The sequence below is a fragment of the Neoroseomonas rubea genome (assembly GCF_016106015.1).
GTDB classification, from domain to species: Bacteria; Pseudomonadota; Alphaproteobacteria; order Acetobacterales; family Acetobacteraceae; genus Neoroseomonas; species Neoroseomonas rubea.
On the sequence record NZ_JACADQ010000330.1, the window covers coordinates 1 to 4,686 of the forward strand.

At 71.3% G+C, this 4,686-nt stretch carries 5 protein-coding genes; 2 read left to right on the forward strand and 3 right to left on the reverse strand.

All coding sequences use genetic code 11. The annotated features are described in order from the left end of the window. Window positions 1–263: 263 nt before the first annotated feature. On the forward strand, window positions 264–947 hold the full coding sequence (locus tag HW577_RS20995; RefSeq protein WP_198378072.1) for a hypothetical protein: 684 nt from the start codon (window positions 264–266) through the stop codon (window positions 945–947). A gap of 9 nt (window positions 948–956) precedes the next feature. On the opposite strand, the gene HW577_RS21000 is transcribed toward HW577_RS20995, so the two are convergent. Genes HW577_RS21000 through HW577_RS21010 form a run of 3 tightly spaced genes read right to left on the reverse strand, consistent with a single transcriptional unit; the run spans window position 957 to window position 4,267 of the window. Further along, entirely contained in the window at window positions 957–2,003 is a 1,047-nt protein-coding gene (locus tag HW577_RS21000) for a hypothetical protein (protein WP_198378073.1), read from the reverse strand. Further along, window positions 1,978–3,351, reverse strand: coding sequence for an MBOAT family O-acyltransferase (locus tag HW577_RS21005; protein WP_198378074.1), 1,374 nt, complete (start codon window positions 3,349–3,351; stop codon window positions 1,978–1,980). Before HW577_RS21005 ends, HW577_RS21000 begins: the two co-directional genes overlap by 26 nt. Before the next feature lie 28 nt (window positions 3,352–3,379). Next, on the reverse strand, window positions 3,380–4,267 hold the full coding sequence (locus HW577_RS21010) for an MBL fold metallo-hydrolase (RefSeq protein ID WP_198378075.1): 888 nt from the start codon (window positions 4,265–4,267) through the stop codon (window positions 3,380–3,382). Window positions 4,268–4,346: 79 nt separating this feature from the next. Here HW577_RS21010 and HW577_RS21015 point away from each other — a divergent pair. Further along, on the forward strand, window positions 4,347–4,686 hold a 340-nt coding region (locus HW577_RS21015), incomplete at its 3' end, for a vWA domain-containing protein (protein WP_198378076.1).

The window sequence follows — 4,686 nt, forward strand, 5'->3', positions numbered from 1 at the left end:
GCCATCGTCCCGCGCGCCCGCGCGCTCGAGGCCGAACTGACCGCCACCCTGGCGCCGGAGGCGCGCGCCGCGCTGGAAGGCGCCCTCGCCCTGCTCGCCGCGCGCGCGGCCGGCCTGGCGGAGGAGGAGGAGGAGGCCGGCGGGCCGGACTGAAGCGTTTCGCAGTCCGCGCGGCAGCCGGTTGGCGCCGGGCGCCGGGCTCGGCTAGCCTTCCCATCTGGAAAGGACGGGCCGATGCCCGCGCCGCTTTGAGGAGAGCCCGCATGCTGATGCGACGCCTGGTCACCGCTGCCGCGGCAGCCTTCCTGGCGCTCGGCGCCCTGCCCGCGGTGGCGCAGGCGCAGACCGGCGACCCGTCCTTCAACCTCGTCAACCGCAGCACCCGGACGATCTACGAGGCCTATGCCTCCCTCACCACCGACCAGAACTGGGGCCAGGACCGGCTCGGCACCAACGTGGTGCCGGCGGGGCGGTCCTTCGTTGTCCGCCTGCCGCAGGGCCCCTGCATGTACGATGTCCGCGTGGTCTACGACCGCCAGGGCGGCCCGGCCGAGGAACGGCGCAACATCAACCTGTGCAACCTGACCGAGCTCGCCTTCGATGGGCGGCAGGCGCAGCAGGGCGGCCCGGGGCAGCAGGGCGGGCAGGCGCCGCAGCAGCAGGCGCGGCCGCCGCAGGCCGGGCCTTCGGGCAACCCGTCCTTCAACCTGGTGAACCAGGGCCGCACCACCGTGATGCAGGTCTTCGCCTCGCTCACCACCGAGAACAACTGGGGTCCGGACCGGCTCGGCGCGGATACGGTGGCACCCGGCGCCGTCTATCCCGTGCGCCTGCCGGAAGGCGCCTGCATGTACGACATCCGCTTCGTCTACGACAGCGGCCAGCCGCAGGAACGGCGCAACGTGAATCTCTGCGAGATCACGAACATCACGGTGCCGCTGCAGTAGCGGCCCCCGTCACGGAGCGAGCGCGGCGAAATCCTCGCTCGCATCGGGCGCGCCGTCCGCGGCGCGCGCGAGATGCGCCATGATCCGCTCGGCGATCGCGTCGCGGTAGTGCATCGGGTCCCAGTAATGCGTCGGGTCGCGCGTGATGGGGCTGGCGCGCAGGAAGTCCATCACCACCGTCCCCGGCCTTGCGCGCGCGATCTCCGCCACGCGCCGCTTGCAGGCTTCCGTCACCGCCGCCCCGCCCGTGCCCGGCGCGGCCTGGGTGCCGAGCCAGAGCGGCATGAACATCACGACCAGCCGCGTCTGAGCCGGCGTCGCGGCGACCATGCGTTCCAGCAGCGCCATGGCCGGCAGGTCGATGCGCGCGGGCGGCGTCTCGACATGGCGCAGCGTCTCGGGCGGCAGGGGCGGCAGGCTCGCGGCCACCCGCGCCGCGTCGTAGCGGTCATCCGGCGGCAGGAAGCGCGTGTAGCCGTCGCGCCCATAGGGTGGCGGCTTCAGGCCGACCAGCACGGCCGCCTGCTTCACCGCTTCCTGCACGGCGTAGAAGGACAGCATCTCCCGGTACGCCGGCCAGGGGGATGCGCCGTAGAAGGCTTCCGGGAAGGGGCGCGGCGTGAAGCGCTGCAACGGCCCGGGCTCGCACCACACATGGTCCAGGCCGAGGATGACGGCGCGCGGCGCGGGGTGGCGGCGGATGAACACCTCGAACAGGCGCGACTGCTCATAGGCCGTCGCGGCGTTCATCGCGAGGTTGGCGAAGCGCGCCCCGAAGGGCCCGTTCAGCCGGTCGGGGATCAGCATGCGGCTGGTGGAAGTGCCGATGATCGCCGAATCGAAGCGGTCCGACCGCGCCAGCCCCGCGAAGGCGTAGCGGGCGTTGGTCGAGACCGGCGGCCGTTCCGCCGGGATCGAGAAGGGCAGCACGCCCCACGGATCGACCAGCGCCACGAAGGCGAAGATCGCCGCGCAGCCGGCCGCCGCGCTGGCCGCCGCACGACGGAAGAAGCGCGCCCAGGACGCGGGGTCAGAACTGGAAATAGATGAACTCACTGGGCGCCCTGGTGCCGGATTGCAGGATCAGAAGCAGCAGCGCGATGCCGACCGGCACCGCGAGCCAGTGGAGCGGCCGCAGGCGCATCATCGCGACCTGCTGGCTCGTCGGGCCGAGCAGCGCCATCGCCGCCCCCGCGACGAAGGCGATGGCGTGGTCGAGCTTCACGGTGCCAAGACCTTCCAGCCCCGCCATGCCGCGCCAGACATGCAGCGCGATGGAAAAATCCGGCGCGCGGAACAGCACCCAGCCGGCCATGACGAAGAGCAGCGTCAGCGCCCAGCCAAGCGCCGGCGCCATGCGCAGCCCCGCCCTTTCCCACGCCGCGTTCAGCGCGAGCGCGGCGCCATGCAGCCCGCCCCACGCCACGAAGGTCCAGTTCGCCCCGTGCCAGAGGCCGGCCAGCAGCATCGTCGCCACGACGTTGCGCGCCTGGCGCAGCGCCCCGCCGCGGTTGCCGCCCATCGGGATGTAGAGGTAGTCGCGCAGGAAGCGCGACAGCGTCATGTGCCAGCGCCGCCAGAAGTCGCGGATCGAGGTCGCGCGATAGGGCGCGTCGAAATTCACCGGCATCCGCAGCCCGAACATCAGCGCGAGGCCGATCGCCATGTCCGAATAGCCGGAGAAGTCGAAGTAGATCTGCAGCGTGAAGGCGCCGGCCGCCGTCCAGCCCTCCGCGGCCGACAGCGGCGCCGTGGCGGCCTGCGCGAACAGCCTGTCCGTCACCTCCGCCACATGGTCGGCCACGCCGAGCTTCTTCGCCGCGCCGATCGCGAACAGCACGAGGCCGCGCGACAGGTTCTCCCACATCTCAGGCCGGCGCGGGTTCGCCGCGAACTGGTCGATGATCTCGTTGTGCCGGACGATCGGGCCGGCGATGAGCTGCGGGAAGAAGGTGACGAACATGAAGAAGTCGAGCAGCCCGTAGTCATGCGCGTGCCCGCGCCGGACATCGACCAGGTAGGAGATCTTCTGGAACACGAAGAAGGAGACGCCGAGCGGCAGGATGATGTCCCAGGGGGAGAATTCCATCCCGAGCAGCACCGCGAAGCTGCCGGCGAAGAAGTTGGTGAACTTGCACACGCCGAGGATGGCGAGGTTCACCACGATGCCGATGACCGTCCAGTCGACCCGCGCCCCCGGCCGGTGCCACCGCCCGAACAGCCAGTTGAGGAAGGTCAGCCCGACCAGCAGCGGCACGAAGCGCACATCCCAGGCGCCGTAGAAGACGAGTGATGCCGCTATCGCAACGATCTGTCGCAGGGTGCGGTGCCCGGCGACCGCGTAGTAGAGAAGGAGCGTCGCCGGCAGGAAGAGCAGGATGAAGGCCTGGCTCTGGAACAGCACCGGGCGCGCCTAGCACGCCCGGCGGCCTCTAGGCCAGCGTGTCCGCCTTGCGGGTCGTCACCGGCACCAGCAGGTAGCGCACCCCGTTGCTTTCGGCCGGCGGGAAACGCCCGGCGCGGATGTTCACCTGGATCGCGGGCAGCAGCAGCAAGGGCGCGGCCAGGGTCGCGTCCCGCGCCGTGCGGAAGGCGACGAATTCCTCCTCCGTCACGCCATCCTTCACATGCGGGTTGTGCGCGCGCTGCTCGGCCACCGTGGATTGCCACGCATAGGAATCCCGCCCCGGCGCCTTGTAGTCGTGGCACATCCACAGCCGTGTGTCGGGCGGCAGGGCGAGCAGCCGCTTCATGGACCGGAACAGCGTGCGCGCGTCGCCACCGGGGAAATCGGCGCGCGCCGTGCCGTAGTCGTGCATGAACAGCGTGTCGCCGACGAAGACATCCTCCCCGATGCGATAGGCGATGCAGGCCGGCGTGTGGCCCGGCGTGTGGATCACCTCGACCTCCAGCGACCCCAGCGCGAAGCGCTCGCCATCGGCAAACAGCCGGTCGAAGTCGCCGCCGCCGGGCTTCAGATCCTCGGCCTGGAACATCGGGCGGAAGATCGCCTGCACCTGCCGGATATGCTCCCCGATCCCGATCGGCGCGCCGGTGCGCGCCTTGATGTAGGGCGCGGCCGTCAGGTGGTCGGCATGGGCATGCGTCTCGAGCACCCAGTCGATCGCGACGGCTTCCTCGTCCGCCGCGGCCAGGATGCGGTCGGCGAAGGCCACATCGGCGGTGCCGGACCGGTTGTCCCAGTCGAGTACAGGGTCGATCACCGCCCCGCGCTTCGTCGCGGGGTCCCACACCAGGTAGGAGACGGTGTTGGTGGGTTCGTCGAAGAAGGCGCGGATGTGGGCGGCGGGCTGGCTCATGGCGTCCTCCTGCCCTGCATCCTCGCAGGCGGGGGGCCTGCCTTGCCAGTGCCATGGACGCTTGGTTCGATCCGCGGCCATGACATTCGCGCAAGGATCCCGCGCGGCGCTGCTCGCGCTGCTCATCGCGCTGCTCGCCGGCACGGCACGGGCGCAGCCGGCCATCCTCGTGCTCGACGCGTCCGAATCCATGTGGGGCGAGGTGGAGGCGCGGACGAAGATCGCGACCGCGCAGGATGCGCTGGCGGGGCTGATGGCGCGCTGGCCGGACCAGCGGCCGGTCGGCCTGCTCGCCTATGGCCACCGGCGCGCCGGCGACTGCACCGATGTGGAGATGCTGGCCGCCCCCGCCCCCGACGCCGCCGCGGTGGTCGCCGCCGCGGCTCGCGTCACGCCGCGCGGCCGCACGCCGATCGCCG

Coding starts and splice junctions, on each gene's coding strand:
- HW577_RS20995 (WP_198378072.1), top strand. CDS start 264: ATGCTGATGCGACGCCTGGTCACCGCTGCCGCGGCAGCCTTCCTGGCG.
- HW577_RS21010 (WP_198378075.1), bottom strand. CDS start 4,267: ATGAGCCAGCCCGCCGCCCACATCCGCGCCTTCTTCGACGAACCCACC.